This window comes from Rheinheimera sp. (assembly GCF_037442345.1).
GTDB lineage: Bacteria > Pseudomonadota > Gammaproteobacteria > Enterobacterales > Alteromonadaceae > Pararheinheimera.
In genome coordinates, this window is sequence record NZ_JBBIQL010000034.1 from 12,992 (window position 1) to 37,987 (window position 24,996).

At 55.6% G+C, this 24,996-nt stretch carries 20 protein-coding genes; 7 read left to right on the top strand and 13 right to left on the bottom strand.

Going from position 1 to position 24,996, the window contains the following annotated elements; genetic code table 11:
• Positions 1–69: 69 nt before the first annotated feature.
• The 5 genes from WKJ04_RS17090 to WKJ04_RS17110 all read right to left on the bottom strand — a co-directional run bounded on the left by WKJ04_RS17090 (position 70) and on the right by WKJ04_RS17110 (position 4,785).
• The gene (locus WKJ04_RS17090; protein WP_337881516.1) at positions 70–1,326 is read right to left on the bottom strand and encodes an O-antigen ligase family protein; all 1,257 of its coding nucleotides are present in this window, start codon (positions 1,324–1,326) and stop codon (positions 70–72) included.
• Positions 1,314–1,988: a hypothetical protein gene (locus WKJ04_RS17095; RefSeq protein ID WP_337881517.1), complete on the bottom strand. Its 675-nt coding sequence runs from the start codon at positions 1,986–1,988 to the stop codon at positions 1,314–1,316. Before WKJ04_RS17095 ends, WKJ04_RS17090 begins: the two co-directional genes overlap by 13 nt.
• Positions 1,985–2,887 carry a glycosyltransferase gene (locus WKJ04_RS17100; protein ID WP_337881518.1) on the bottom strand — a complete coding sequence of 301 codons (903 nt, stop codon included), beginning with the start codon at positions 2,885–2,887 and terminating at the stop codon, positions 1,985–1,987. Before WKJ04_RS17100 ends, WKJ04_RS17095 begins: the two co-directional genes overlap by 4 nt.
• Before the next feature lie 86 nt (positions 2,888–2,973).
• Positions 2,974–3,699, bottom strand: a complete 726-nt coding sequence (locus WKJ04_RS17105) for a WecB/TagA/CpsF family glycosyltransferase (RefSeq protein ID WP_337881519.1) — start codon at positions 3,697–3,699, stop codon at positions 2,974–2,976.
• A 33-nt stretch (positions 3,700–3,732) separates the two neighbouring features.
• Complete coding sequence (locus WKJ04_RS17110) at positions 3,733–4,785, bottom strand: glycosyltransferase family 4 protein (RefSeq protein WP_337881520.1); 1,053 nt, start codon at positions 4,783–4,785, stop codon at positions 3,733–3,735.
• Positions 4,786–5,031: 246 nt separating this feature from the next.
• On the opposite strand from WKJ04_RS17110, the gene wecA reads away from it, so the two are divergent.
• From wecA to WKJ04_RS17130, 4 genes are read left to right on the top strand one after another with little or no spacing between them, the layout of a single operon-like run.
• Positions 5,032–6,099 carry a UDP-N-acetylglucosamine--undecaprenyl-phosphate N-acetylglucosaminephosphotransferase gene (wecA, locus tag WKJ04_RS17115; RefSeq protein ID WP_337881521.1) on the top strand — a complete coding sequence of 356 codons (1,068 nt, stop codon included), beginning with the start codon at positions 5,032–5,034 and terminating at the stop codon, positions 6,097–6,099.
• A 10-nt stretch (positions 6,100–6,109) separates the two neighbouring features.
• Positions 6,110–7,423, top strand: coding sequence for a flippase (locus WKJ04_RS17120; protein ID WP_337881522.1), 1,314 nt, complete (start codon positions 6,110–6,112; stop codon positions 7,421–7,423).
• Positions 7,420–8,457, top strand: a complete 1,038-nt coding sequence (locus WKJ04_RS17125; RefSeq protein ID WP_337881523.1) for a nitroreductase family protein — start codon at positions 7,420–7,422, stop codon at positions 8,455–8,457. The genes WKJ04_RS17120 and WKJ04_RS17125 overlap by 4 nt, the downstream gene beginning before the upstream one ends.
• The gene (locus WKJ04_RS17130) at positions 8,450–9,655 is read left to right on the top strand and encodes a polysaccharide pyruvyl transferase family protein (protein ID WP_337881524.1); all 1,206 of its coding nucleotides are present in this window, start codon (positions 8,450–8,452) and stop codon (positions 9,653–9,655) included. Before WKJ04_RS17125 ends, WKJ04_RS17130 begins: the two co-directional genes overlap by 8 nt.
• A gap of 57 nt (positions 9,656–9,712) precedes the next feature.
• On the opposite strand, the gene WKJ04_RS17135 is transcribed toward WKJ04_RS17130, so the two are convergent.
• From WKJ04_RS17135 to WKJ04_RS17165, 7 genes are all read right to left on the bottom strand, one after another.
• A complete protein-coding gene (locus tag WKJ04_RS17135; protein WP_337881525.1) occupies positions 9,713–10,525 on the bottom strand; it encodes an undecaprenyl-diphosphate phosphatase in 813 nt (270 codons plus the stop codon).
• Between the two features lie 91 nt (positions 10,526–10,616).
• Complete coding sequence (gene recD, locus WKJ04_RS17140; protein ID WP_337881526.1) at positions 10,617–12,569, bottom strand: exodeoxyribonuclease V subunit alpha; 1,953 nt, start codon at positions 12,567–12,569, stop codon at positions 10,617–10,619.
• Positions 12,569–16,231 carry an exodeoxyribonuclease V subunit beta gene (gene recB, locus WKJ04_RS17145; protein WP_337881527.1) on the bottom strand — a complete coding sequence of 1,221 codons (3,663 nt, stop codon included), beginning with the start codon at positions 16,229–16,231 and terminating at the stop codon, positions 12,569–12,571. Before recB ends, recD begins: the two co-directional genes overlap by 1 nt.
• Positions 16,231–19,686 carry an exodeoxyribonuclease V subunit gamma gene (gene recC, locus WKJ04_RS17150; protein WP_337881528.1) on the bottom strand — a complete coding sequence of 1,152 codons (3,456 nt, stop codon included), beginning with the start codon at positions 19,684–19,686 and terminating at the stop codon, positions 16,231–16,233. The genes recB and recC overlap by 1 nt, the downstream gene beginning before the upstream one ends.
• Before the next feature lie 29 nt (positions 19,687–19,715).
• The gene (locus tag WKJ04_RS17155) at positions 19,716–21,557 is read right to left on the bottom strand and encodes a GGDEF domain-containing protein (protein WP_337881529.1); all 1,842 of its coding nucleotides are present in this window, start codon (positions 21,555–21,557) and stop codon (positions 19,716–19,718) included.
• A gap of 137 nt (positions 21,558–21,694) precedes the next feature.
• Positions 21,695–21,994, bottom strand: coding sequence for a YciI family protein (locus WKJ04_RS17160; RefSeq protein ID WP_337881530.1), 300 nt, complete (start codon positions 21,992–21,994; stop codon positions 21,695–21,697).
• A complete protein-coding gene (locus WKJ04_RS17165; protein WP_337881531.1) occupies positions 21,982–22,728 on the bottom strand; it encodes a DUF3581 family protein in 747 nt (248 codons plus the stop codon). The genes WKJ04_RS17160 and WKJ04_RS17165 overlap by 13 nt, the downstream gene beginning before the upstream one ends.
• Positions 22,729–22,856: 128 nt before the next feature.
• Here WKJ04_RS17165 and WKJ04_RS17170 point away from each other — a divergent pair, with 128 nt between their 5' ends.
• The 3 genes from WKJ04_RS17170 (at position 22,857) to WKJ04_RS17180 (ending at position 24,381) form a co-directional block, all read left to right on the top strand.
• A complete protein-coding gene (locus tag WKJ04_RS17170) occupies positions 22,857–23,279 on the top strand; it encodes a hypothetical protein (RefSeq protein WP_337881532.1) in 423 nt (140 codons plus the stop codon).
• A gap of 85 nt (positions 23,280–23,364) precedes the next feature.
• Positions 23,365–23,808: a SulA-like leucine-rich domain-containing protein gene (locus WKJ04_RS17175; RefSeq protein ID WP_337881533.1), complete on the top strand. Its 444-nt coding sequence runs from the start codon at positions 23,365–23,367 to the stop codon at positions 23,806–23,808.
• Positions 23,809–23,883: 75 nt separating this feature from the next.
• Complete coding sequence (locus WKJ04_RS17180) at positions 23,884–24,381, top strand: YchJ family protein (protein WP_337881534.1); 498 nt, start codon at positions 23,884–23,886, stop codon at positions 24,379–24,381.
• On the opposite strand, the gene WKJ04_RS17185 is transcribed toward WKJ04_RS17180, so the two are convergent.
• Positions 24,363–24,839 (bottom strand): VC2046/SO_2500 family protein, encoded by a 477-nt coding sequence (locus tag WKJ04_RS17185; RefSeq protein WP_337881535.1) that lies wholly within the window; start codon positions 24,837–24,839, stop codon positions 24,363–24,365. The genes WKJ04_RS17180 and WKJ04_RS17185 overlap by 19 nt on opposite strands.
• Between the last annotated feature and the right edge of the window lie 157 nt (positions 24,840–24,996).

Sequence of the window (24,996 nt, forward strand, 5' to 3'; positions counted from 1 at the left end):
AGCAGCCAGCGTGAACCAAAGTTCAGGCCATGGGCCAGGCTGTTATTAAAGAGTTTGTGGATAAAGTCATTACGCAGCATCGGCAGCCTCATCTGCAGGTACCAACAACCAGGCGTTGGCTAAAGCCCATACAGGCCACAGCATGCCAGAGCTCAAAACATGACCGGCCACCACAGCAATGCCCAACAACAGGCTGTTCAGCAACAGCACTGAAGCGCTCAGCACCGATGGCCTGTTCAGATGGCAACTCAGACTGTGCAGCCAAAATCCGCAAAAGACCCAGCAGGTCCAGAGCAAACCCGGCACCCCGTAAAAAATAAATAAATCAAACAGATCCGACTCGGCCCAAAATTTCCAGCTGTGGCTGCTGACTCCAGCCATGCCAATGCCAAACAGGCGGTGCCATTCGCTGTAATAGTCGGTGCTGATTTGCCAGATGGCCAGTGCATACTGATCACGCGAGGACAACAACACGCCCGCCAAGCCCTGGTTCTGGTACACATACTGCAGTTTTTGCCACAGCCCCAGCTGCTGCAACAGGTCTGGCAGCTTCAGAGCCGCCAGCACTAAACAGAGCAGGACTGAAACAACCAGCAGCCCTTTCCACTTAGAACTCAGGCTGGCCCAGCACCCCCAGAGCGGCACGACCATGATCAGCAAAACCACCCCGGCCAGGCCGGTTTTGGTCAGCAGCAGACTGGCGCAGCCAATCCATGCCGCGGCCAGCAGCAGAAAACCGGCTTTGTGCCGTTGCCAGCACAACGGCAGGCTTAATGCCGCCAGCGCCAACAGCACCACAGACACCTCATTGGCCGCGTTAAAAAACCCTTTGGACCCTAGATCCAACTGGGGTAAATGCGGTTGAGGCAAATAAGAACTGTAGCCAAAGCCGACAGCACCCAATGCAAAATTCAGCAGCACAGTGGCCAGGTTCAGCCCCAGCATCCGGGCCGCTCCCTGTCTGAATAAGCCGGGTTCCGCACGGCACAAGGCGGCGAAATAGGCAAAACAGAGTACTGGTGAGAGCAGCTTCAGAATCAGGCTGATGTCGCCGACCGGGCTCAGGCCATAACGCAACTGGCTGTACAAAGGGCCCAGCATCAGCACAGTGCCGGCCAGCATCAATGCACACAGCAGATGGGGCGCCAGCTGGCTCAGACGCCAGGCAGTCAGCAGTAGTAAACTGAGCTTATAGAACGCAGAAAGACCAAAGGATCGGCCCCACTCATTGAGTAAAAAACCATTGAGGGCATCCACCAGCAAATAGGCTGAAAACAGCCACAACAACAGGCGATCCGCATCATACCAGCGGGTTACTGAGAGCATTTTTGCAACCGTCTGAATAACAGCAACTGAAATATCAGTAAAAAGCCAGTCACGGCGGCAAAAACGGCCCACCAAAACCAGGGGCGGGACAAGGCTTTGTCACCGCCTGAAGGCGGCTGCAGCCACTGCAGCGCAAAAGGATGCAAGGCTTCAGCCTGCTGCAGTTCAGCGGCAAGCAGTGGATCCGGTACCTGCTGCATCAGGTGTTGACGTTCTGCGATAAAACGCTGCTGCAGGCGCTGATCCCAGAGCTGCACTAATTCGGTCAATTGCTGGCTGGCCTGGCCCGGCTGCTGACTGGTCCAGCGCAGCGCCACCAGGTTGCCACGGCGTTTATGCTCGAAGCTCAACTGTGCAGGCTGAGCCTGTAATTCAGCCCAAAGCTCTGCAGATTGCAATTGCAGCAGCGCCCGGCTCATTTCATCAGCGGCAGCCCCACCCACATTGGCCGGGTTCTTGTCGAGCGCCGGGTCACGTCTGGTTAAGCGTTCAACCTGCCAGTCGGTCAGGGTCAGCACTGCCTGGCTTTGGTACACAGGGGGCAACCAGGTTGCAAAAGCAGCGGCAACCAGGGCACAAAGCAGCGCAGAGCTCACCAGCAGCAGCAGGCGATCACGCAGCAGCCCAAGGCTATGCTCAATAAAAAGACTGGACTGGTTCATTTGCCGGAAAACAACCCCTTAATGCCTTTGCTCAGCAGCTGCTGACGTAATTTAATCAGCCAGTGTAGCTTTTGTTTCAGGTAATAGCGGATCTTGGTGCCCCAAAGCCCGTAGCGGCAGAAAAACACTAACCGAGGGAAACTCAGCTTCTGTTGCTCCATCACCAGCCGGTAAAACAGCTGGTTCTGCTTATTGCGTTCATTCATCAAAGGCAGATGCTTTTCCATAAAATAACGTTGTGCCGCCAGCCGTTTTGGTGAGGTGGTAATACGGCCCAGTTCATGGCCGACATGCACCACATAAGTGGCTTCACTCAAACGCAGTGCTTTGCCATAGGCAGCCACCAGCCGGATCCACATATCGTAGTCCTGAAAAGCGGCCAGCTGCACATCAAAGCCGCCCTGCGCCAGCATGCGGGCCCGTTTTACCAGCACCTGATTGGACAACACATGCACATCCAGCAGTTCGGCCAGGCCGATTTGGGCCTGCTCCGGATACAGTTGTTTGCGATGGCTGCCGTAATCCCAGAAATAACTGGAACAGACAAAAGCAAACTGGTCGTCGTAGGCCTGATACAAGGAACTTAACCTGTTGGGTAAAAACTCATCGTCATCGTCAATGCCGGTGACAAACTCCCCTTTGGCTTCGGCAATGGCAAGATTCCGGGCGGCACAGGCACCCTGACCTGTTTCCTGCCGGAATAGCCGGACCCGTGGATTGTCAGCATAACGCTGGTTCAGCACCGCCCAGGTGTCGTCTTTGGACGCATCATCCACCACCAGTAACTCAAGATTCGGATAATCCTGCGCCAGCACCGACTCAATGGCCCGCTGTGACATTTGTGCCCTGTTGTAGGTGGGCATATAAACACTGATTAAAGGCAGCTCTGTTGTATTCACTGCATCACCCTGTTGTAGTTTTATCCCCTTCGCACATGAGGCTGCCGCTTTGCTGACGGCAACGTCAAGTGACTTGCCTGTGTGCTTCAGACCTTGTGAGTCAGGTAACGCCAGACAAAAGTCACCAGATTCATCTGACGGCCAATGCGGGACGGCTGCGATAACAAGCGGTAGGCCCATTCCAGATGCAGTCTGCACCAAAACGCAGGCGCCCGTTTCACATGGCCGGTGAAGACATCATAAGTGCCACCCACGCCCATGTAATAGGCATCCGGTAACTGCTGTTGGCATTTGCCGATAAACAGCTCCTGGCGCGGCGAGCCCATAGCCACAGTCACCATTTTGGCGCCACTTTGGGCAATACGCTGAATAAGCGCGTCTTCATCGTTAAAGTAACCATCCTGCGCATCCACCACCTGAACGCCCATCGCCTGCAGCTTAGCCACAGTTTCCTGCAATACGTCCGGTTTGGCCCCCACCAGAAATACCGGCGTTTTGGTGGCAGCTGCTTTGGCCATCAACGCCTGCCACAACTCACAACCCGGAATACGCTGCACTTTGCGTTTCAGTTTGCGTCGCATCACTTTGACCACCCCCATGCCATCAGCGTAGCGGATATCCGCCTGATTCAGCAGTTGCATCAGTTGGGGGTTTTTCCCGGCGGCTATCACTTTTTCCGGGTTCATCGCAATGGCGGAACCGGCAAACACGGTGCCATCATCATGAATGATGTAATTCACCAGTTCAGGCATATTGGTAAAGGCCATCACGCCAATACCTCCCACTTGCACCACTTCGGGTTGCTGCACCATAAAAATCCTCCGGCACCGGGCCGTCTGTAAGGGTTATTCCTGTTGTCCCAGCAGGTTCAGGTAAATGCGCTGCACGCGCCGCGCAACTTCAGTCACAAGGCAGGCTTGTGCCTGTTCTCGTCCGACCTGTTGCAATGCCTGGTAGTCTGAGTCCGGTAAACTTAATAGCTGCTGAATTTTTTCCAGCAGCAGCGCGTCCAGCTCAGCTTCGGTCTGCTGTGGAATAAGCCATTCTGGCCGGTCCGCCAGCTGCTGCATTGACCCATCGGTCTGTGTTGCAATCACCGGGGTATAGCAGGCCATGGCTTCGGTCATCACCAGGCCAAAAGATTCATTGCGTGACAAACTTAAAAAACAACGCGCCCGCTGGTACAAGGCTTTTAATTCATTGCTGGATTTAGGCCCCAGCAACTGCACATTGGGGTAAAGTTGTATCGCCTGCTCGATCCGGCTCTGATAAGGCCCTTTACCAACCAACACCACTGTGTAATCCGCCAGAGCGGGCAACAGACGGATCAATCTGTCCATGCCTTTATTCTGGTCCAGCGCACCGACATACAGCAGATCGATGTCTTTTTGTGCACGACTTAAAAACTCCGTCTGCGCAAACGTAGCGTCAATCCCGGCCGAAATCACCGGTGCCTCAGCTGGCGCCTGCCAGGCCCGTTGCTTTAACTTCTCACTGCTGTACAGCCATTGGTCAACCCAGCCACAGCTCCAGCGGTACAAGGTCGAAAAAGGTTCGTAATAATAAATATCGCTGCCATGGCAGGTCACCATAATTTTCACCCTGGGGTTGCGCACCAGTTTATAGAAAATCGCCAGGAAAATAGTGGGGTAGAAAAAATGCACATGCAACAGGTCCAGTCTGTGGCGGCTCAGCACATAACGCCAGACAAACTGCAAAAACAACACAGGGTATTTCAACAGGCGATTGAGGCGGGAATCACTGTGCCAGCTCATGTAAAAATACAGCACCGGCATCAGCGCTGACAGCGCCTGCATTTGGGTGCGGACAAACTGCCCCTGAAACGGAGCGGACGCCTTGGGTCCCATATTGGTCAGGATCAAAATACGTGGGTTCACCTGAACGAACACTCCTTCTGTACTTTTCTATTGGCTTTAGCCGCTAAGGGGTTGATCAATAGTATAAAATTCAGCCAAAAGCAGGCATTGAGCCGCCGGGCTCTGCGAAAAACCGCATTAGAGCATTTTTTTAAAGCAAAGTCGTTATACCGGATAACTTTCTCCGCTGACGCCAATAGTCAGCCCGGAAAAACTCCCCTATAATCAGGCCAGTTTCGGCTGAATCAGCTGCCCTCCGGACTTTGTATGACCGAGCATTTACAGTTATTTATCACCACTTTTGTGATCACCCTGCTGGCCATTTTTTTAATGATCCCCCTTGCCAACAAAATAGGCCTGGTTGATAAGCCGGCCGGCCGCAAACAACATGTCGGGGCCGTGCCGTTGATTGGCGGCATTTGTGTCTTTACCGGCGTCGCCCTGACCTTAAGCTGGTTTGGCCTGCCGGACAATGCGCATTATTACTACCTGCTGTGCGGTGGCATTATTGTGGTGTTGGGCGTGTTTGACGACTTTTATGACCTGAGTGTCAAACTGCGTCTGGTGGTGCAATTGTTAGTGGGCGCCACTATGGTGTATGGGCTCGGGCTTTATGTCAGCAACCTTGGCAATTTGTTTGCGCTGGGGGATGTCAACCTGAGTTACATCGGGATTCCCTTTACCCTGATCGCCGTGATCGCCGCTATTAACGCTTTTAATATGATCGACGGCATCGATGGTCTGGCCGGTATGATGGCCGGAGTCAGTTTTGTTTCTGTCACCCTGATGATGTCGGTCGGCGGCCAGCTGGACCACGCCGTGCTGCCGATGATCCTGGTGTTTGCGCTGATCCCTTACCTGCTGTTTAACCTGGATGTGGTCGGCAAAGGCAAAGGTAAAATCTTTATGGGTGATGCCGGCTCCATGCTGATTGGCCTGACGGTCATTTGGCTGCTGATTATCGGCACCCAAAGTGACAGCGCCAGTTTCCGCCCTGTCACAGCGCTTTGGGTTATTGCCGTGCCACTGATGGATATGGTGGCTATTATGCTGCGCCGCATCCGCAAAGGGCAGTCGCCTTTTAAAGCCGACCGGGAACACCTGCACCATATCTTTTTGCGTCTGGGTTTAAGTTCACGCCAGGCCCTGGTGGTGATCACCAGTTTCTCCTGCATGCTGGCCACAGCCGGTGTGATTGGTGAATACCTGATGGTGCCGGACTTGATTATGCTGGTATTGTTCCTGCTGGTATTCAGTGCTTATTCATACGGTCTGCAACATATTTGGCGCATTATCCGTCTGCTCAGACGCTACCAAGCCAAAGGCCGTGGTTAACTAAAACGTGGTGAACTTACTGAAAAAGCTGGCACAGGCCAGAGCTGTCGCCCTGGTTGGCGAGCGGTTAATCCGCCTGGGCGCAGCCGCTGTGATTACGGTGATTGTCGCTCAGATGCTGGGGCCTGCCGCCACGGGCTATTACGCCATTGTGATGACCTGGAGCGCCTTTCTGGCTCCACTGGCTAACCTCGGCATGAACAATCTGGTGCAAAAGCAGGTGCAGTCCGCACCGACGCCGGCTGACGGTTCCTCCATTCTGTTTACTGCGGTCTGGTTGCGGCTGGCTGCTGGTGTGCTGTTTGGCACCTTGATGTGGCTGGGCTTTGCCTGGTATTTGCCCGCGGAATTCGATGCCTACCTGCCAAGCGCCGCGGCTTTGTTTATCGGTCAGATCTTTATCGCCTTTATCCTGTTTGAATACCATGAAAATTACCAGGGCCATTTCCGTACCCTGGCTTATGGCCGTCTTGGCATTGCCATGCTCTGCCTGCTGGCCAAACTCTGGGTACTGTACGCTGGCTATGGCATTGACGCCCTGTTTTGGGTGATGGGCGTCGAGTTTGCCGCCACCGGCTTTTATCAGTACCTGCTGTTTTGCCGCCATAACCCCGATTTTGGCCGGTTCCGCCAGGTGAAGGCCCGGCTGACCTGGGCCAAAGAGCTGGTGCGCCGTTCGTCCTGGCTCTGGATGTCCGGCATTTTATCTGTGGTGTACCTGCGTATTGACGTGGTGATGATTGAACGCCTGCTCGGCATAGAACAAACCGGGGTCTATTCGGCGGTGAGCCGCTTGTCTGAGCTCTGGTATCTGATCCCGGCCACTTTAGCCGTACGTTATTACCCGGATTTGCTGAAACAGCATCAACACAGCTGGAGCTGTTATTTACTCTTGCTGCGTAAATACTGTGGTTACTTTCTGGCAATGGCGCTGGTCATTGCGGTTCTGATGTTTGTGCTGGCACCGCCTTTGGTACCACTGGTGTTTGGCGACGCCTTTGCCGCTGGTGTACCGGTGCTGCAAATTCATATCTGGGCTGGTATGTTTATTTTTGTGCGTTACCTGATCAGCCAGCATCTGGTGATCACGGGTCAGGAACCTTTATCACTGGCCAGCCATGGTGTGGGCGCTGTACTGAATGTGCTGCTGAATTTCTGGTTAATCCCCTTGTATGGCCTGCAAGGGGCTGCCTGGGCCACGTTAATTTCTTATGCTTATGCGTCGTTCTTTTTTCTGTTTTTTTCGCGTCGCTGCCGCTCACACTTCTGGCAGCTGTGCAAAGCCCGGCTGGGCCAGCCCGATATCAAGAGTGAACCTGTATGAAAAAACATTTACAACAACTGCGGCAAAAACTGGACAGGACGCTGTTGCCTTTGGCTGCCAAAAGCCGGCTGGCCGCCAACCTCTATTATGCGTTTTTTAACCCACATTTTCGCCGTGAGCAGCACGCCACAGCCGCAGGCCGGCAGCATTACCATCAGCATGAAGAAAGCAGCACTATTGCCAGTGTGATCCTGCGTCGCAATATTCACCGGCTGGAAAAAGGCCTGAGCATGGTGCCACGCAAGCCATTGTTTGCGCTCGATTATATAGATGAAACCCTGACGGCTTTGCACAACCTGCTGCATGATCACCAGGCACTGGACCTGGTGCTGCTGAAATACTGCCATGACGTGCTGGACAGCTACTTCCGCCTGACCCAATGGCCGGACAATGCCCGGCAGCCAGGCCTGTTTGCCGCCATGCAGGCGCAGATAGCGCCCCGCCTGCAGCAAGGCCGGTTGGCCGCCCCAGCCCCTTATGCCGAGCGGCCCCGGGCGCCTATCAGTTATGAAGATTTTTATACCCTGTGCCAGCAGCGCTGTTCGGTGCGCACCTTTTTAAGCCAGCCAGTGCCCCGTGCTGAACTGGAAAAAGCCGTCAGTGCCGCCGCTCAGGCCCCAAGTGCCTGCAACCGCCAGCCCTTTCGGTATATAGCAGCGACCGAAGGCGAGATGCTGACGAAACTGGCCAATCTGCCGATGGGCACAGTCGGTTATGCCAATGGCATTCCGGCACTGCTGGCCGTGGTGGGTGATTTAAGTGCTTACCCCTTTGAGCGTGACCGCCATGTGATTTATATCGACGCCAGCCTGGCCAATATGCAGCTGATGCTGGCCCTGGAAACCCAGGGTCTGGCCTCCTGCTCTATCAACTGGCCGGATATCGAAAACTATGAAAAGAAAATCGCCCGGCTGCTGAAATTACAGCCGTTTGAACGGGTGGTGATGCTGATTGCCGTCGGCTATCCGGACCCGGCGGCGTTGATCCCCCACTCTGAAAAGAAAACTGCCACGGAGCTTTTGTCCTATGTCTGAATTACAGCCAACCCACGCCGCCCCAGCGCAGCGCCCTCTGCTGGTGGAAATCAAAGGGGTGCAATTTCGCAATAAAGGGGCTTACCTGATGCTGCTGGCCTGTTTGCAGGGCCTGAAAACCCTGAGCAACACCGAACTGGTGCTCTCCCCCGGCCCGAACCTGCCCTACAAAGAGCGGGCTTTATTAGGTGCCTGGCAAAAGCTGTCGTTTCGCCGGAAGGGCCTGGATTTAACCGGTACTTTGGGCAAGCTGCCGGGCGCGCTGCGCCGCGTCCTGCGCCGTTATGGCATAGTGACAGAGCGGGATGTGGATGTGATTCTGGAAGCCAGCGGTTTTGCCTATGGCGACCAGTGGCCACTGCAGTTTTTGCAAAATACCGCACGTGAAGTCAAACGTTTCCACCAGGCCGGCAAGCCTTTTATTTTTATGCCCCAGGCCTTTGGCCCTTTTAGCAGCAATGAAAGCAAAGCGGCCATGCGCGACATTATTGAGCATGCGGCTCTGGTCTATGTGCGCGACCCGGTGTCCCTGCAGCATGTGAAAGGTTGTGTTGACACCCTGCCTGATACTGTGCGGCTCACCCCCGACTTTACCATTGGCCTGAAAGGCCACAGCAGCGCCGCCTTCCCGGTCATTGACGGCCCCTTTGCCGCACTGATCCCCAACAGCAAAGTGGTGTCAAAATTTAACCATGCCAATGCCGAAGCGCAGCGCACCAACTATGTCGAAGCTTTTGCCGCTGCCGCCAATCAGCTGGTGGAACTGGGTTATGCGGTGTTGTTGGTCAATCACGAAGGGGAAGAGGATCAGCGGCTGTGTGAAGAAATAGCCCGGCTGGCGCCCTGCGAGATTATCCGGATTGAAGACCCACTGGCAGTAAAAGCTTTTATCGGCAGCGCCAGCCTGGTGGTCAGCTCACGTTTTCACGGCGCTATTAATGCGCTGAGTCAGGGCGTGCCTTGTATCGCCACCAGCTGGAGCCATAAGTATCACGCCATGATGGCCGATTTTGGCATGGCCGATTATTGCCTGGAAACCCTGTCGGCCGTCAGTCTGACCCAAAAAATCAGCCAGTTGATGGCAGAACGCGACCAGTTAAGCCCGCTGCTGGCCGAAAACGCCAGCACGCTGAAGCAAAAAAACCAGACCATGTGGCAAGGCCTGTATAAAACCCTGGATAAATACCTGGGTCGGTAAATCGCTGTTTCAGCAATAAAAAAACCGGCAACGCCGGTTTTTTTATTGCTTCTGTTCTTACCAGCTGACCCAACCGAAGTACCAGGTGGCTAATATGACCCCACCAAAGGCGATACGGTACCAGGCAAACACTTCATAGCTATGGTTGGAGACAAAGCGGACAAAGGTCCGCACCGCCACCAGCGCCGCTAAAAAGGCGGTGACAAAACCGACCGCAAACATCGGCAGATCGGCGACTGACAATAAATCGCGGTGTTTAAAAATGTCATAAAAGGTGGCCGCAAACATAGTGGGCACGGCCAGGAAAAACGAAAACTCCGCTGCCACCTTGCGATCAAAACCAAAAAACAGCCCACCGATAATAGTGGCGCCGGAACGCGAGGTGCCTGGGATCATTGAAATCACCTGGGCACAACCGACTTTTAACGCATCTTTCCAGCTGATGTCGTCCACATCATGAATGCGCACCTGATGCTGACGACGCTCGGCATACAAAATCACCAGACCACCGAGCACCAACATGGTCGCTACCGTAATGGGATTAAACAGGTACTCTTTGATTTTGCTGATAAATAACAAACCAATGATGGCAGCGGGCAGAAAGGCCACAAAGAGGTTGAGCACAAAGTTCTGTGACTTGCGGTCATGGGTCAGGCCAGTCAGCACAGAGGTAAACCGCTGCCGGTATTCAAACACCACGGCCAGAATGGCACCCAGCTGAATGGCAATTTCAAACACCCGGCCATCATTATGAAACCCAATCAGGTCACCTACTACGATTAAATGCCCGGTGCTGGACACCGGCAGAAACTCGGTCAGACCTTCGACAAGACCCAAAATAAAGGCCTTAATTAACAACCAGATATCCATTCAACTACCCTTTCTATTTATGGTTTACGCCCCAGCCAGCTATTATCCGGTGGCCGTGGGCTTTTGCAAGCACAAAGGCTGTGTTGTGCTACTAAAGCTCCAGCCTCAGCGAGCCCGCCCTGCTGGTTTTTGCACTGACCGCCTGCAGCAACAGCTGAGGCTCAGGACACACCAGGCTAAACTGTTTTGCTGCACGTGTAATAGCGGTGTACACCAGCTCACGGGTCAACAGGGCCGAAGGTTCAGCGGGTAACAACAGCACCGCATGGTCAAATTCCGAGCCCTGCGATTTATGCACTGTGATGGCATAAGCCGTTTCGTGAGCAGGTAAACGGCCCGGCAGTACCCAACGGATCGCCTGGCCTGGTTCAGTGGAGGCAAAAGCCACCGCCAGAACCGACTTGCCCTGCCAGTCCCGGCGCAGGCAAATCCCGACATCACCGTTCATCAGGCCCAGTCCATAATCGTTCTGACTAATCAGCACAGGCCGGCCTGGGTACCACTGGGTGTGGGCATCGACCAGCCCGCAGGCTTGTAACCAGAGCTCGACCTGCTGGTTGACCTGTTGCACCCCAAACTCCCCCTGACGCACGGCACAGAGCAGCTGAAAACGGCCAAAGGCGGACAAGACGGCCTGTGCCCATTGGTCCTGATTGGCCCCATGCAGCGGCCCCTCTGCACCTTGCTGCACCAGCCGCAAATAATGGCTAAAGCCAGACTGGCCCTGCCCGTCTGCCTGCCCGCTCAGCACCAGCTGGCGCAGATGGAGCTGCGACGGTTTAAACAGCACGTGCAAATCCGCTTTTTGTTGTTGACACAGCGTCTGCACCTGAGCCAGGTCGCCCTGATTCACCGCCTGTGCCAGCGCCGAAATGCCACTGTCTGCGGAGAAACGGTAACTTTTACGCAGCATGGCGATTTGCTGGTCCAGCGCTTGCGGCGACGCTGTTTCCAGCTCGGCAGGTAACGGCACATGACTTAATGCCGTCAGCCACTGCAGGGTGGCGCTGCTGTAGCGCCCCTTTGCGGCAAAGGCACACAAGGACCCAAGCAAAGCCCCGGCTTCCACCGAAGCCAGCTGATCTTTGTCGCCCAACAGCACCAGCCTGGCGTTTAGCGGCAAAGCGCGCAATAAGGCGCTGAACAGCTCCACATCCAACATGGAGGCCTCATCCAGTACCAGCAAATCCAGCGCCAATGGGTGGTGTTCATTGTGATAAAAATTTTTGCTGTGTGGGCGGGCACCAAGCAGTTTATGCACAGTCGAGACTTCGGTGGGCACTGCGGCCTGAATGGCCGGTTCAAGGGCAAGAGACACCAGCGCTTTTTGAATGGAACTGCGCAACCTGACCGCTGCTTTGCCTGTTGGCGCGGCCAGTACCAGCCGCAGAGGCGGCAATTGTTGCTGATGCTGCCATTGCTGCAGCAACGCCAGCAATTTCACCACAGTGGTGGTTTTACCGGTGCCAGGCCCGCCCGTGATCACACTGAACTGGCTGCTGGCACTTAAAGCACAGGCCAGACGCTGCCAGTCCGGTTCGGCTTTGGCGGCAAACAGCCCATCCAATAAGGTCTGTAACACCGGCAATTCCATCTGACTGCGCAACCTCTGGCTCTGGCCAGAGGTGTGTTGCAGATAAGCCTGGATCTGCTGCTGACAGGCATAAAAACGGCGAAAATACCAGGCGTCACTGGCATAGACCAGGGGCCGCTCGTCCAGCATTGCCACTGAAATTAACAGGTTCGCCTCCTGCAAGCGGGACGCCCAGTCGGGGATCGGCAGCCCGGCACTCTGCAAATAGGCTTCAGCCTCCTGCAGCTCCAGACATAAGTGCCCTTGTGAACTGGCTTTGCTGGTTTCACCAGCGACGAGAAGCCACAGCGCTGACAACTCTGGGCAGTGCTGCTGAAAAAACCGCACCAGCGCTTTGTCTATGGCACGCCAGTGATTGCCCGCCAGCTCCCGAATCAGCTGCGTTGCATAGGCCTGCTCCATAGTCTGATACCTGTTTGGGTCCATAATCCGGTCCAATTGAGACTCCATCAGTGCCCCCCACTGCGCCCGCCAGACAGCAACGCATCCAGCTCAAACAGTAAATCCAGTGGAATATCCACCGCCAGTACCCCGGCACCGGCTTGCTGTGCGCCGCGGATAAACCAATAGAGCGCGGGCCCCAGCTGTGCCGCTGGCAGATAGCCCGGCAAGCGGCTTTTCAGCAGACGATGCAGCGCCAGCTGATACAGACAGGCCTGCACATCATACCTGTGCTGCAAAAATTGCCGGGCTAACTGGCTGGCATCGTACTGCCCACTGGCATCAAAATTCGATTTATAATCCAGCACCTGATAGCGGTCATGCTGCACAAAGGTCAGGTCAATAAAGCCTTTCAGCATGCCGCCCAGTTGCAGCTCGCTGAGCGCAGGCCTTGGCTGCTGCGGAAAAATAGCCGCGCTGATCAATTGATCCAGCGCTTTGACCGCCACCGGCTGCACCGGCAGATAAAACTCCAGTTCAGCCTGGTACTGCCCAGGCAAAAGCGCTGTCAAAGGCTGTCCTTGCAGTGCAGGTACACGCAGCAAATCCAACAACCAGTCCAGCACCGGCGAAAGCAGCTGCTGCAGGTCCATCGGTTCCTCCTGCCAGTCGGCCTGCCACTGTCCATCCGGCAGCTGCTGCACCAACTGATAACGCTGTGCCAACTGCAGCAAGGTCTCCTGCCACAGGTCCGGGCAAACCAGCGCCTGGGCGAAACCTTGTTGCGCCGCCCATTCCAGTGCGTCATGTAAAAAACTACCTGCTTGACTGCCTTTATTAAACCGCTGGGAAAAACTGGCTGGCAGCGGGTCGGAAGCCGGCTCTGGCTGGTCTGCCGGTTGCTGTTCTACCACCAGTTCAGCATAGAGCTCTGCGGCTTTGCTTTGCTCGTCATGCTTCGTCAGCAACGCACTGTAGCTGGCCATCCACCATAGCTCGCGGACCGGCCGCTGCTTCTGACGATAACAGCGGCTTTCAGACTGAGGCTTTTGCCACTGCACCTGGCTGAGTTGCCCGGCGGTAAATTCGGCCTGCACTATGGCCGGGTGCTGCAACCAGGGACTGAACTGTGCCTGCAGCGACTGCGGGCTTAAGCGCGCATCATCCGACAGCAGGTAGCCGATGGCACTGGCGTCTTTCTGTGCCGCCAGGCCAAGCCAACAATAATGCCGGGCCCGGGTCAGCGCCACATAAAGCTTGCGCATTTCTTCCGCCAACCGCTCCCGCTCGGCCAGCACCAGCTCCTCTTCTGACGCGTCCAGCCGCACCACCAGTTCAGCGGCACTGGGGTGGTAACTGATCGGGCCTTTGCTGGCATCCAGCGTGCGGCTGGCGGCAATAAAGGGCAGGAACACCAGCGGGTATTCCAGGCCTTTGGATTTGTGAATAGTGACAATACGAATAAGCTGCTCATCGCTTTCCAGCCGCAACTTTTGCTCCTCAGCGCCACTTTGACCTGTGCCTGCCAGATGTTCAGCCAGATAACGCACCAGACCGGCCATGCCTTCCTGCTCCGCCGATTTCTGCTGCAGCAGTTCAGCCAGGTGCAGCAGATCGGTCAGCAGCCGCTCACCGTCCGGCAATTGCTGCAAAAACTCAGCCACCAAAAAGTCCTGTATCAGCTGCCATAACATGACTAATACGCCCTGCTCTGCCCAGCGCTGATGGTACAGCTCAAACTGGAGCCGCAGTTGCTCCCAGCCCAGTTCATCGTCCAGCAGCGCCGCCAGTTCAGTGTAAGAACGCTGCAGACTCCAGCTGCCCACTGCACTTCTGAGCAATGACTCGCGCTCTGGCTCAGCGCAGGCGCGCAGCCAGAGCAGCACATCCTGTGCCAGCGGGCTGTCAAACACTGTGCCCTTGTCTGACAGGTACACAGCCGGCAAGCCGCGCTGGCGCAGTGCCTGCTTGATCTGCCGGGCTTCCTGTTGATTATTGACCAGCACCGCAATGTCATTACTTTGCAGCGCGGTAAACTTCGCCCCCTGCGGATCCGGCTGCCAGAAACCACAACTTTGCTGCTGCGCCTGGTTCAGGCAAAGCGCAATCTGCTCAGCACAGGCCTGCGCCATCTGCGCCAGATAGTCTGCTTTGGCCAGAGGTTTGTCCTGCGCGGCTGGATGCAGGCAAAGCGCCAGCGCTGCAGCAGGTTCACCATTCAGATAAAACTGTTCTTTGCGCCCTGCCGCCGACACCTTCTGGTAATTCAACAACTCTTTTTCGGCCAGCACAAAGGTGCCCAGTGGCCGCTGCTCTGCACTGGTAAACACGAAATTCAGCGCGTCAATGAGCGCAGCTGTCGAGCGGTAATTCACCATCAACTGGTAATGACGCCCGCGGGTCGCCTGCTTGGCCTGCAGGTAACTGTATATATCGGCGCCACGAAAGGCATAAATGGCTTGTTTGGGGTCCCCAATCAGCACCACAGCGCAGTCCTGCCGGTTGTCCTCCAGCCGGTAAATGGCGTCAAACAGCTGGTACTGCACCGGGTCTGTGTCCTGGAATTCGTCAATCAGCGCCACCGGATAGCGCTGGCGCAGCCGCTGTGCCAGCGAGGTTTCAGTGCCGCTTTTATTTCCATCATTCAAGGCCTGGTGCAAGCGGGTCAGCAAGGCATCAAAACCCAGTTCAGAGCGTTGCTGCAGCTGCGCCGAGAATCGCGAAGAGAACCACCAGGCCGCATGCAGCAATAATGCCCGGCGTGGCTGTGGCAAGGCCGCCAGCTGCGCCTGTAACTGCCGCATGGCTTCAAACGCCGGATGCACAGGGACCGGCCCCTTAAACACCTCCGCAAGTCCTTCGGGCGTCAGGCGGGTAAAACCGGTTTGCAACTCCAGCTGCTCCGCCGCTGGTTCCTGCGCCCAGGCGCGTAATTTATCCAGCCAGCCACGCAGGTAATTTTCCCGGAGTTTTCGCCCGTCCACCGCTTTGGCGGCAATGGCCTGCATCAGCAGCTGTTCAATCTCATCCGCCCAAGTCAGCCAGGGTGCTTTCAGCGCCGTTAACAGTTGCTGCTTCTGCTGCTGTACCGCCCGTAACGATTCGGCCGGCGGCGGCGGTTGTTCAAAATGCGTCAGATGTGGCCAGACTGGCCTGACGGCCGACAGCAGCTGTTCAGGGTGTTGCCACAGTTGCAGCACCTGCGCTAATTGCGACTCCGGCAAGGGGTAATACCAGCAGCGCCAGTAATCCCGCATCACCTGCTGCTGCAGGGGGGCCGTGTCGGTGACCAGCTGCAACTGCTGCACCTGGCCTGTTGGCAGAGCAAACTCTGCCAGTACTCGGTTACACCAGCCATGAATGGTGGAAATGGCCGCTTCATCCAGATACTGCACGGCAAGCTCCAGACGGTACGCACAGAGCGGCCATTGCGCTTCCGGGTAGCTGGCACGCAGCCCGGCCAGGACCGGGTCGGCCTGCGGACTCAGTTGCCGGAAGTAGCGCGCGGCGTCCGCCAGACGCTGCGCTATGCGCTCGGTCAGCTCACGGGTGGCGGCATCGGTAAAGGTCACCACCAGAATTTCTGGCGGTAACAATGGTTCGTCACGGCCATGCCCCAGCACCAGACGCAGGTACAAGGCAGCAATGGTAAAGGTTTTGCCAGTGCCGGCGCTGGCTTCAATCAGTTGGCTGCCGCGCAGCGGGAATTCAGCAATGTTCAGCGGCAGCATCAGGCAGCGTCTCCTTGACCCAAACACAGCAAAGGGCGATACAAAGATTCGGCCAGCGTTACCAACTGGCCCTGCTGCCAGAGCTCATTAAAGTCGGGCCAGGCCCGCTGTAAATAGCGGTCATACTGCAACACCCCGGCATTAAAGCCATCGCCATGGTACAGATTGCTTAGCTTTTGCAGCGCTGTCTCCGTCAGAGGCGCTGCTTTATCCAGCTGTTTCAGCGCTTCCAGTGCCAGTTTCAGTTCCAGTGCCAAAGGCGTGATCAGGCCTTGCCGCAACCAATGCAGCACCGCTCTCAGTTGCTGCTCAGCCCGTTGCGGTGGATAGGGAGGCAGGCATAACTCGCCCTGCCGCGATAACAAATACAGACTGCACTGCACACCACTGGCGGAACAAAGCAGCTGCAACAGATAGCCCGGAATAGCCGCCCGCACATTCAGCTCAGCTTTGGCATAGAGCCCAACAGGCACCAGCTGCACCAGGGCCAGCCCTGTCGCGCCACGGCGCAGACCAGACAACAGATGCCGGACACTGCCATCCGGGCTTTGAAACTCCAGCTCGCTCAGGTCTTGCAGCTCCGGGTACAGGCGGCAAAGCTCCATCAGACGAATGGCCAGCTCCGGCAGGCCCTGGCTTAAATCCTGCTGCGCCAACGAGGCCGCAGCACCAACACCCAGCAGGCCCTGACGGCTGAACTTGTCCAGACATTGACGGCAAGCCTGCTGCCAGTCCTGCTGTTGTTCGATACTGATGCGCAGTTCCGTCAGCAGTTGTTGCTGGAGCTGGTAACGCTGCAACGGCTGCAACACAAACTCTTCATCATCCAGGCTGGCCAGATGCTCACTGTCCAAATCCAGCTTCAGGCGCTGACGGAAAAAGAACTTCACCGGAGCACGTAAAAAATCGCTCAGCTGCGGGAGTCCCCATTCCGCCGCTTCTGACAAGGGCAAAGGGGCTGCGGGTAGCGACTGCAGAGGGGCGGACTGATGCAAACTCTGCCATTCATGACGGTAACTGAACAGCCCGCCTTCCTCCGCCAGATAGCGGCTGCTGTAACTATGCAGCGGATGCTCAAAGGTGATGCCCTGCAGCAGAGGCTGTTCAGCCGGATCGTCCACGCCGGCCAGCTGCCAGCCGTTTTGCAGATGGTCGCGCAGCTGCATCACCAGGACCGAAGGCGGTTTGCTGGCATTATCCAGCACATTCTGGCCAACCCAGCTGATATACAGCTGGCTGCGGGCCGACAACAGGGCTTCGAGCAGTAAATAGCGATCATCGTCCCGTCTGGAGCGGTCGCCAGCCCGGTAATCCCGCGCCAATAAATCAAAGTCCGCACGCGGCTGCCGCCTTGGATAATCGCCATCGTTCATGCCCAACAGAGCAATGATTTCAAACGGAATAGCCCGCATGGGCAACAAGGTGGCAAAATTCACCCGCCCGGTAATAAAACGTTGCTGCAACCCCGGCCCCTGCAGTTCGTCCAGCCAGGCCTGCCGGGCGACCTGCAGCGGCAGCGCCACCTCACATTGTGCCAGCTCTGCGTTGTGTTGCCACTGCATCAGCGCCTGTTGCAATTGCTGCAGTTCCTGCTCTGTGTCGAGGTCAGTCGGACTGAAGAACTGCTGCAATAACGAGCTAAACAACTGCACCCACTGAGCCACAGTGCGGTGCTGCCGCAATTGCTGCCAGCACAGTTCAAGTGCGTCAAAGAGTTCACACACAGGCCCAAGCTCTGCAGCCTCCAGACCCGCACTGTCAGTAAAGGGCATAATGCCCTGCCAGCTGTCGCCGTTACTGACGTATCCGAGCAACATCCGCTTCAGGCCATACCACCAGCTGTGTTCCGTAAAGGCCGGGGTCAACCCCAGCTCTGCTCTGTGGGCTTCATTCAGGCCCCAGCGCACACCGGCCTGCTCCAACCAGACCTTTAAGGTCGGCAGGCTGGTGGCTGCCAAACCAAAGCGTTGCTGCACCGTGGATAAATCCAGCAGATCAAAAACAGAACTGGCACTGAGCCGCTGCTGCTCCGGATAGAGTAACAGCTGCAACGCCTGACGCAGTGGTTGTTGGGCCGCACCTGCCTGATCCGAAATACTGAAAGGGATGTAGCGATTATCCGACGCCGGCACCCGGCCAAAAACGGCCTGAATAAAAGGGGCGTACACCTGAATATCCGGCACCATCACCATCACATCACGGGGTTTGAGTGTTGGATGTTCGGCAAAACGCTGCAATAACTGGTCATGCAGGATTTCCACTTCCCGAAGCGCACTGTGCGCCGAATGGAACTCGATTGTCCTTGCCTGCGCCAGTGTTAAGGCGGGCCACTGCGTCTTGGTTTCCTGCGGCGAGCGTAAATTCAGAATGTCACTTTGCAACTGACCAAGTAAGTGACTGACATCAGGTTCAACAAACAAATCCACCCGCTGCTGGTTAAATAAATGCCGGTGCGCGGCGGTCTCGTCAAACTGGTCCAGCAGCCGGATATAGTCCCGGCCCTGCTTGCCCCAGCTGGCCAGCAAAGGCTGGGTTTGCATGGCCCCAAGTTCAGCCGGTAAGGCGGCGAAGTCCAGTTTCTGCTGCTGACGGTGCCGCGCCACCCGCACCCGATCTTTTTCGGCGATGGCGTCGGCCCAATACAACTGACACGGGTTGAGTACAGCCAGCAGTACCTGGCAAAAAGGTGCAATAGCCGACAGCAGTTCCAGGCTTTGTTGTGGTAAGGAGGAAATACCAAAGACAATCACCCGACGCGGCAAAAAGGCCGGCCTTTGGGTCCATTGGCGGGCGCGTTGCAGAAACTGCTGATGCAGCACAGCACGGCTGTGCTGCTGCTCCTGGGCCGGCAGGCTGTGCATCAGGGCCTGCCACAGCCTGGCCTGCCACAGCTCGCTGTCTGGCATAGGGGTGATCGAGCCATCACTCTGGCGCAGCACCGCATGACCCGCTGCCCAGTCGTTCAGCCAGTCCGCTCTGTACACCTGGTACTGGTCAAATAAGTCGGCCAGCGTATGACTTAAGCCAGCCAGCACTTCAGGGTCCTGCCAGTTAAGCTGATTCAGCTCTCCCAGAGGCTGCTCTGCCAATAACAGGGGGAGCAGCTGGTACAGGCGCCAGCGCAAAGCGCCTTTGTCAAAGACCGATTGTTGACTCAGCGCGAACTCAGGTAGCGCCTGTTGATACATATGCCAGACAAATCGACCTGGCAGTTGCATCTGGACAGCAGCAGCAATACCGAGACCGCCGCCCAGCGCATCGGAATCAGGGTCAGCCGCCAGCGCCAGCTTCAGCCACTGGGCAATGCCATTGCTTTGCACCAGCACTTGTTCCAGTTCAAGCGGCTGCAGCGGGTACGCTTTGCAAAACTGCACCACCAGAGCGCGCAGCTGCTCCAGCTGATTGGAATGCACCACCAGAAAACCAGGCTCAATAGAAGGGCGCGACATTGTCATCAGTACAACCAACTGTCCTTGTAATGAGGTTATTCTGCCACACAGACCTGATTGCGGCCATTGGCTTTGGCCTGATAAAGCGCTTTATCCGCTCTGCTGATCAGGCTGGTCAGGCTCTCGCCGGGCAGCAGCATCGCCAGGCCCATGCTGACCCGTACCTGCAAATCAGCGTCTATCATGCCAAACTGCAGCGCCTGAACCGCAAGGCGCAGCCGGTCAGCAGTCGCTACCGCATCCGCCAGCCCGGTATCTGGAAACAACAGTAAAAACTCTTCTCCGCCAGTGCGGCCCAACCCATCTTCCTTACGCAGCAACTGCTGACAGCTTTGTGCCACCTGTTGCAGCACCCAGTCGCCACTGTCATGACCGTAGCGGTCATTGACTTGTTTAAAGTGATCAATGTCCAGCAGGCAAACTGCCAGAGCGCTGTGATTCTGTTCTGCCTGTAACCGCAGGCTTTCAGCAAGCTGCAGGATCCGGCGGCGGTTGGCCACCTGAGTCAGCTCATCCGTCATTGCCAGATGATGCAAACGACGGTTGCGTTTCGCCTGATTGACCAGCAACCAGACCAGCAGGGCAAAGCACAGCACCAGCGTGCCAAGCGCCGCATATTGCCAACGCTGAGCCTGTTGCAACGCTTCCACCTGCTGCTGACTGAGGTTACGCTCGCGTTTTAATTGGTCGCTCTGAACCTGCTGGCGCTCAGTATCAAACTGATACCGCAGCAAATCGGCTTGCTGCTGCTGAGCTGCCTGGGTCAGCCTGGTACGCAGCTGCAATACCTGCTGCACATCTTCCAGCGCCTGCTGATACAGACCCAGTTGCTGGTAGACGGCCGCTCTGGCCTGATACAACAGCACCAGATGCCGGGCACTGTGGTCCAGTTTCATCAGTGCTTCGGAGTCGGCAAAACTTTTTAGCGCCGTCTCTGGCTGCCCCAGTGCATGCTGGGTCTGCCCCAGATACAGTTTCAGCAAGGCGCGGTAAATAGTGGTATTGACGGCACTGCCTTCAGACGCGGCCTGCAGCTGTTTGTCGGTTTGCAGCCCTAAGGCCAAAGCTTGTTGGAAGTGCCCTGTTTCATACAGCATCCAGGTCAGATTAACGTTGGTGTACTGCACCCAGAGTGGCTCTTTCAGTTGCTGATAAATCACCCTGGACGCTTCGAACAGCGCCCTGGCTTGCGCAAAACGTTTCAGCTCGGCCAGCGAATAGGCTTTTTCATGCATCAGAAAGGCAATACGGAATTGGTCAGCGCTGGGAACATAGTCGCGTTCGGCCTGCTCCAGATAAGCAATAGCCTGCTGATAATCTCCCATCCGGCGATAGGTCGTCGCGATGTATTCAATGCAATAGCCCTGCCAGTAGCGATACCCCAAGGCAGAAAACAGCGCACTGGCTTCAAACAACTGCTGCAGCGACAGTGCATATTCCCCACGAAAGGAATGCAAATCTGCCGTCGTCAACAACGCCTGCGCCAACACATAAGGATCCTTGCCCTCCCGTGCCACCTTCAGCGCCGCCAGCGCGGATTCATCCGCTTTACGGGCCTCCCCCAGCAGGTGGTAGAGTTCGGTCTGGCACTGCAGATACTGACTTTGCTGATCGGGCTGTTCACTGGCCGCCACCCAGGCCTGCACCACTGTCAGACCTTGCGCCGCGTCGTCCTGCCAACGGCTGGCACAGCTGAGCCGTTGATACACCTCTTGCCGGACCGGGTCATTGGCTGGCAACAAGGCATGCAGTTCAGCAAATAAGGCGCGTTGCTCCGACAGATGCAGAGCGTAACGTTTGCCAGAACGGATTTGCCCGGCCAGTTCGTCAAATGCCTGCGGAGTGGCAAAAACAGGCCCTGCAACAACGTAACTCACTGCACAGCAGAGTACAGACCAACACCGCATACACCGGCCACTTCTGTCAGAATGGAATGGATCTGTTATAGCAAATATCTGAAAAAATTAAAAAACTTTTGGCCTCCATCGAGGCCATAGCCGACACGGCTCCAAAGTCAGGGCAGCACTTTTTTAAAGGGTTTAACGACAGAGCGCTGATAAACACCAGCCGCCAGATAAGGATCCGAAGCAGCCCAGGCCTGAGCCGCCTCCAGACTGTCAAACTGAGCCACAACCAGAGAGCCGGTAAAACCAGCCTCACCGGGCTCTTCACTATCGATGGCAGGCAAAGGCCCGGCCAGCAATAACAAGCCGTGAGCACTTAATTCACGCAACCGCGCCAAATGCTGCTCACGGACAGCTTTGCGCTTCTCCAGGCTGTCCGGCACATCTTCCGAACAAATCATATACCACATAGCTGCTCTCCTTTAACTGAAGGGCGCAGTCTAGCCGAAAACTGCTGTTTGCGGCCATTGTAAAAGTCCACCATTTGCTGCATCACCTGGTGATCATAAGGTTGCAGGTTGCTTAAAATCATCCGTTTTTCGCCACGGCCCACACGCTCGCCTGCCGCTTTCAACTCAAAACCGAGAATAGCCAGACCACGTTTGCCTTCCACCTGTAACTGGCAATCCGCCAATTGCAGTGTCGGTGCTTCGGAACCAAAACGGTCAAACTGCAAAGACATCCTTTCGTAAATCACCAAAGGGCGCTGCGGATTGATCATCACCTGATGCTGTTGCATTAAAGGCTGCAGAATATGTGGAAAGTTCTGGCCGGAAAAACGCACATAGTCTTGCACCAGTGCTTCGATATAAGCAGCATCATGACACAACGCGCCTTGCTGGCGCAGGATCAGATAATTTTTATCGGCGCTGTCTTTCAGTAACCACTGGTCGTCCTGAGCCACTGAACGCAACGCAACATCGGCGCTGACCATACCGGCAAAGCTGCATTCCAGCTGAGCCGCCAAGCCATGCTGAGCCACCATATGGGCAAACAGTAAATCGCCCGGAACACAGAATCTTTTGCTGTCGGCATCATGAATGGGATTAAAATCTGTTGCCACTTCTTTGGCAAAACGGCAGGCCTGTTCGCGGCTGAACTGCACCGTTTCGCCCTGACGGTTGATAAACTGCTGTAAAAACATCGGGCTCTTCTCACTGATCATAACGGCAGCAGTGTACTCCAGTCTCGCCGCTGAATTGGTCCAGCCAGTGGTTGATCTTGTGACTCAGCTTGGGTCTAATAGCGCCGGATTTTTCAGCGGAGCTTGTCATGCCACACAGTCACCTTCCTCATTCAGCCCGGTTTCAGTCTTTGGATGAGCTGACATTGCATGAACTGCAACAAAAGTTGGAGCAGATGCAACAATTTCTGCAACAACTTTCAACGCAACCTGAGCTGGTCATGGCCGCCAGGCCAGGCGATGTGGTGCAGTCGCATACTGCCGACCCTTTGGTGCAACAGGCAAAACAAGGCGATGCGGCAGCGCAGTACCAGTTAGCTTTGTCCTACTTAAAAGGCCAGGAACGGCCTCTGTCGCTTTGCCATGCCACCTGCTGGTTTCAGCTGGCGGCGTTGCAGCGGCATCCGGATGCGCAGCGAGCTTTGGCAGCGCTGCAGGCCAGGCTGACCACACGACAATGGCAACAGGCGCAATATCTGGCGGCTGAACGGCTGGAGCAGCAAACAAAATAACTGAAAAAAGAGCTTGCTTTTTAAACAACGCAAAACTACTGTATATACATACACTGTATAAATGAACAGTTTTAGGGTTACTACTATGTTGAATTCAGGTTCCGCTCATTCCTTCACCCCAGCTTTTGTCCGTCGTAGCAAAAGCCCGTTGTATTATCGCAAGTTACAGCTGGATGCTGACCAGTCTGCTTTGGCTGAGCTGGTATTTATTCTGCGCCAGCATCAGCACCAGAGTGGGTGGGTATTGTTGGTGGCCCCCAACCAACTGCCTGATAAAAGCCGGTTAGCCGCCTGTGGTGTCGACTTGTCCCGCTTGTTATTGATCCAGCAAAAGCAAATCAGCAATACCGACACAGTGCTGACACATGCCTTAGCCAGCAGCACTTGTGCCGCTGTAGTCGTATGGCAGGATCAGTTCAGCGAACAATCGCTGCATCGCTATCAGGACCTGGCAGAGTTGCACCAGACTTGTTTTTACCAGTTAAGCAGCCTGGATGATGCGACCGAGTTGCAGCCAAGGACACATTAATCGGCGGCTCTGAGACGGGCCGCTGGTGGGAATGCAGTTGTTGTTTTACACTCTGCGTTTTTTTGGAGCCAGCGTATGACAAGCCTCCCATCAGCTCAAACAGAAGGGCCTGTGCCCTGCCCCTGTGGTTCAGGTCAGCTATATGCGTCCTGTTGCGAACCGCTGATCCTGAACCAGACAACGGCATCCAGTGCAGAACAACTGATGCGTTCGCGCTACAGCGCCTATTGCACAAAACACTACCTTTATATACAGCAAAGCTACGTGCCCGATTTGCAGGCCAGCCATCCGGTTCAGGCTTTGGCTGAGTTTGGTGATGCGGTTTGTTTTATTGGTCTTGAGATCAAAGCCAGTTCCGCAACCCAGGTGCATTTTATTGCCCGTTATATTCAGCAGGACAGACTGGAGCAGCTGGAAGAGCGATCGTCATTTGAGCAGATTGAAGGACGCTGGTACTACAGAGATGGTCAGTTAACCCCCCACCCGGCCCGAAAAATTGGCCGTAATGATACTTGTCCCTGTGGCAGTGGCTTAAAGTTTAAGAAATGTGAGCATCAGGCTGCCAGCTCCTGAGCATGCAACTGCTGCAGTATGTCATAGAGCCCTGTGGCATCCGCTTCAGGTTTAGCCCCCCCTGCGTGTTGCTGCAAATGGTGCAGGCAATGAAATGGCAGGTTGTGTTTCACCTCGTCGGCCAGTTTTTTTGCATCATGCTGCAGCACCCATGGCAGGGGTTGCAACAATTGCTGTAACTGACAACTGACCTGCCCCCCCTGATGCAATGCATCGGCCGTAAGGTCAAGACGCTGCTCATCGCCGTCAAGCCAGCCATAGTCCCGGCTTTGCTGTAAACCAAACTGCTGGTACAAATCAGCCTGTACAGGCGCGTCACCTGATTCCGGAATGTAAAACTGGCCAAAGTCGCGAACATCCGGTGAGTGCATAGCCAGTACCAGCGCAAAATCAGACAAACGCTGATGCAGCACGGCTTTGTTCAGGCTTTGTCCTGTTTGCCACTCATTAATTATCATGGAGAATCGTGTCTTTGTTGCTCTGTTGTTTGCTTTATCGGCAGTCAGTAAAAAAAGTGAAGTAAAATTCTTTACATCAAAGCCCGTTTTGGTAAGATGCGTCGCACTCGTGGAGGGGTTCCCGAGTGGCCAAAGGGATCAGACTGTAAATCTGCCG

Coding starts and splice junctions, on each gene's coding strand:
- WKJ04_RS17090 (WP_337881516.1), bottom strand. CDS start 1,326: ATGCTCTCAGTAACCCGCTGGTATGATGCGGATCGCCTGTTGTTGTGG.
- WKJ04_RS17095 (WP_337881517.1), bottom strand. CDS start 1,988: ATGAACCAGTCCAGTCTTTTTATTGAGCATAGCCTTGGGCTGCTGCGT.
- WKJ04_RS17105 (WP_337881519.1), bottom strand. CDS start 3,699: ATGGTGCAGCAACCCGAAGTGGTGCAAGTGGGAGGTATTGGCGTGATG.
- wecA (WP_337881521.1), top strand. CDS start 5,032: ATGACCGAGCATTTACAGTTATTTATCACCACTTTTGTGATCACCCTG.
- WKJ04_RS17125 (WP_337881523.1), top strand. CDS start 7,420: ATGAAAAAACATTTACAACAACTGCGGCAAAAACTGGACAGGACGCTG.
- WKJ04_RS17130 (WP_337881524.1), top strand. CDS start 8,450: ATGTCTGAATTACAGCCAACCCACGCCGCCCCAGCGCAGCGCCCTCTG.
- WKJ04_RS17135 (WP_337881525.1), bottom strand. CDS start 10,525: ATGGATATCTGGTTGTTAATTAAGGCCTTTATTTTGGGTCTTGTCGAA.
- recD (WP_337881526.1), bottom strand. CDS start 12,569: ATGGAGTCTCAATTGGACCGGATTATGGACCCAAACAGGTATCAGACT.
- recB (WP_337881527.1), bottom strand. CDS start 16,231: ATGCTGCCGCTGAACATTGCTGAATTCCCGCTGCGCGGCAGCCAACTG.
- recC (WP_337881528.1), bottom strand. CDS start 19,686: ATGACAATGTCGCGCCCTTCTATTGAGCCTGGTTTTCTGGTGGTGCAT.
- WKJ04_RS17160 (WP_337881530.1), bottom strand. CDS start 21,994: ATGTGGTATATGATTTGTTCGGAAGATGTGCCGGACAGCCTGGAGAAG.
- WKJ04_RS17165 (WP_337881531.1), bottom strand. CDS start 22,728: ATGTTTTTACAGCAGTTTATCAACCGTCAGGGCGAAACGGTGCAGTTC.
- WKJ04_RS17170 (WP_337881532.1), top strand. CDS start 22,857: ATGCCACACAGTCACCTTCCTCATTCAGCCCGGTTTCAGTCTTTGGAT.
- WKJ04_RS17175 (WP_337881533.1), top strand. CDS start 23,365: ATGTTGAATTCAGGTTCCGCTCATTCCTTCACCCCAGCTTTTGTCCGT.
- WKJ04_RS17180 (WP_337881534.1), top strand. CDS start 23,884: ATGACAAGCCTCCCATCAGCTCAAACAGAAGGGCCTGTGCCCTGCCCC.
- WKJ04_RS17185 (WP_337881535.1), bottom strand. CDS start 24,839: ATGATAATTAATGAGTGGCAAACAGGACAAAGCCTGAACAAAGCCGTG.